At 71.4% G+C, this 2,174-nt stretch carries 2 protein-coding genes and 1 pseudogene; all 3 read right to left on the bottom strand.

Features of this window, described 5'->3' with window-relative positions:
• Positions 1-621: pseudogene (locus D588_RS0120445) on the bottom strand (hypothetical protein); the annotation flags it as partial.
• A complete protein-coding gene (locus tag D588_RS0120440; RefSeq protein ID WP_026143937.1) occupies positions 621-1,712 on the bottom strand; it encodes a glycosyltransferase in 1,092 nt (363 codons plus the stop codon). The pseudogene D588_RS0120445 and the gene D588_RS0120440, both read right to left, overlap by 1 nt.
• The coding region (locus tag D588_RS0120435; protein WP_017917323.1) for a glycosyltransferase at positions 1,705-2,174 on the bottom strand (470 nt) is incomplete at its 5' end. The genes D588_RS0120440 and D588_RS0120435, both read right to left, overlap by 8 nt.

Here is a 2,174-nt window from a genome sequence, read left to right as displayed (position 1 = left end):
CTGCAGCACCAGCCGCTCCAGCGGCGGCTGGCGGTCGTCGCTGTAGGTGCCCATGTAGCCCAGGTCGTAACGATGCGCCTGCGGCTGCGGCCGGTATTGCTCCGGATCGAACGCGCAGTACAGCGGCACCGCGCGCGGCGCGCCGTAGACGCGTTCCAAGCGTTGCAGGGTCGGGCCGCCGGTGAAGGACAGATACAGGTCATAGTGCGGAATCAGCGCCGGCGACAGGTAGGCGCAGTCGCCGCGCTGCAGCGCCGTCAGGGTCACCGGGGTGTCGATGTCGTAGAACGCGACCACGCCGCGCGCGGTCTGCTGCACCCACGTGCCCACGGCGATGCCGTTGGGCACGTAGGAACCCACGATCACCAGGTCCGCCGCGGCGATCGCGGCGGCGTGCCGATCCTGCAGTTCCTCGAGGCTGGCATACAGCACCGGCGCGCACGGCAACTGCGCCGGCGGATCCTGGTGCTCGGCGTACCAAGGCACGTCGCGCTCCAGGAACAGCACGCGGTCGCCGCGCGCCTGCAGCGCGGCGATCAGTCCGCGGTAGGTGGTGGCATGGCCGTTGCCCCAGGACGAGCGCAGGCTCAGGCCGAGGATGACGATATCGCGCGCGGCCATCACGCCGCCTCCCGCTGCCGCGCGTCCAGCAAGGCTTCCACCTCGCGCGCACGGTGCGTGTAGGTGTGGTCGCGCAACAGGCGTTGCCGTGCCCGCGCGCCAATCGCCTGCGCCTGCGCGGCGTCGATGCGTTGCAGGTAATGCGCCACCTGCTCGCTGTCGTGCGCGACCAGCACCTCGCGCTGCGGTTCGAGGAACGCCTCGATCCCTTCCCAGGCATCGACGATCAGGCAGGCGCCGGCGCCGGCCGCCTCGAACACCCGCGTCGGCGGCGACCAGCCGAAGCGCGCCATGCTGTCGCGGTTGACGTTGAGCACCATGCGCACGCTGCAGTTGAAGGCGTTGTGGTCGCGCGTGGACACGTGGCCGAGCGTGCGCACGTTGTCCGGCAGGTCTGCGTCCCAACCGCTGCCGCCGAGCAGGAATCTCGCGTCAGGCAGGCGCCGCGCCGGTTCCAGGAAGAACTGCCGCACCCGCGCCTCGCGGTCCGGCAGGCGGTTGCCGAGGAAGCCCAGGTCGGCGGCAAAATCCCGCTGCGCCGGCGACGGATGGTGGCTCGAGGGGTCCAGCGCGTTGTAGATCGGCACGCATTCGGCCGCGCCCAGTGCGCGATAGGCGGAGACCACGCGCGGCCCGCCGCCGTAGGTCAGCACCAGGTCGTAGCGCGGGATCTGCGCGCGGAACGGATCGCCCGCATCGGCCTGCACCCGCTCCAGCGTCGCCGGCGCGTCCACGTCCCAGAACAGCACCTGGGTGCGCGGCGAGCGCAGGCCCAGCACTTCGCGCTCCAGGAACGCATCGAACACGCCGACGCCGCTGGCCTTGACCACCACGTCGGCGCCGCGCGCCTGCTCCAGCGCGCGCGCCGCATCGGCCTCGGCGGCCCCGGGATACACGGTGACCTGCGCCCACTCCGGATCGTCGATGTCGCGGTGCTGCTGGCGCCCGAACGCATCGGGCTCGAAGAAGTGGATGCGGTGGCCGCGCTGCGCCAGTGCATGCAACAGGCCGCGGTAGTAGGTGGCCGCCCCGTTCCAATACGAGGACACCAGGCTGGAACCGAAGAAGGCGATCTGCAACGGGCTAGGCATGACTGAGGCTCCGGTGGTCGTGATGCGCGGCGGGCGCGTCGAGTTCGGCGAGGACCGCCAGCAGTTCGTCGACGCGGTGCGCGCAACTGTGGCGGGTGCGGATGGTGTGCAGGCCGTGCATGCGCAGCGCCGCAGCCAGCTCGGCGTCGTGCAGCACGTCGTGCAGGTGGCGCTGCATCTGCGCACCGTCGCGCGCCACCAGGTAATCGCGGCCGGGCGCGAACAACTGTTCGGCGTCCTCCCACGGCGCGCACACCAGCGGGATGCCGCAAGCCAGCGCCTCGAACACGCGGATCGTGGGAATGCCGGGCAAGGCGCGCACGTAAGGCCGCCGCGGCACGTGCACGGTGACGCGGAAATGCGCGAACGCCTGCGGCGCGCGATGGTTGGGCAGCCAGCCCGCATAATCGATGCCGGCCGCGGCCAGCGCCTGCAAGGCCTGCGGCGGGTAGCGCACGCCAT

This window comes from Xanthomonas sp. SHU 308 (assembly GCF_000364645.1).
GTDB classification, from domain to species: Bacteria; Pseudomonadota; Gammaproteobacteria; order Xanthomonadales; family Xanthomonadaceae; genus Xanthomonas_A; species Xanthomonas_A sontii.
Note: the sequence above shows the minus strand (reverse complement) of the source record. Positions and strands in the feature narration are given on the sequence as shown.